1 protein-coding gene and 1 pseudogene are annotated in these 492 nt (G+C 62.0%); both read left to right on the forward strand.

Features of this window, described 5'->3' with window-relative positions:
• The coding region (tnpB, locus tag RZR99_RS33060; RefSeq protein ID WP_323123862.1) for an IS66 family insertion sequence element accessory protein TnpB at positions 1–293 on the forward strand (293 nt) is incomplete at its 5' end.
• Positions 294–324: 31 nt separating this feature from the next.
• Positions 325–492: pseudogene (locus tag RZR99_RS33065) on the forward strand (IS66 family transposase); the annotation flags it as partial.

Below are 492 nucleotides of genomic sequence, written 5' to 3' on the forward strand. Positions count from 1 at the left end.
GCATGGGCATCAACGGGCTGTCGATCCTGGTCGAACAGGCGATGCGCCTGAACCCAATGACCTCGGCACTGTTCGTGTTCGGCAACCGTCGTCGCGATCGAGTCAAGATTCTCGGCTGGGGTGGCAACGGCTTCTGGTTGCTGCTCAAGAGACTCGAGGCCGACCGCTTCGTCTGGCCGAACGGAGGCGACACGATCACGCTCAGCGCCGAGCAGTTGCACTGGCTGCTCGACGGCATCGACCTGGCCGTGATCCAGAAGCATCCCCAGCGATATTACGCGCGGATGAGCTGAACACCACGCGGGTGGCGTAGTCTAATCGGCCATGCCGAACAACCCCGTCATATTGAGCGTCGAGGAATACGAAGCGCTGATTGCCGCGAGCGCCGAGCGCGATGTGCTGCGCGGTGAGCTTTGACTCGTGACAGCCCAGCGCGATCTGGCCGAAGAGAAGCTGCGGGCCTACAAGCACGAACTGTTCGGTGCATCGAGC

The organism is Burkholderia alba (assembly GCF_034721475.1).
Classification (GTDB): domain Bacteria; phylum Pseudomonadota; class Gammaproteobacteria; order Burkholderiales; family Burkholderiaceae; genus Burkholderia; species Burkholderia alba.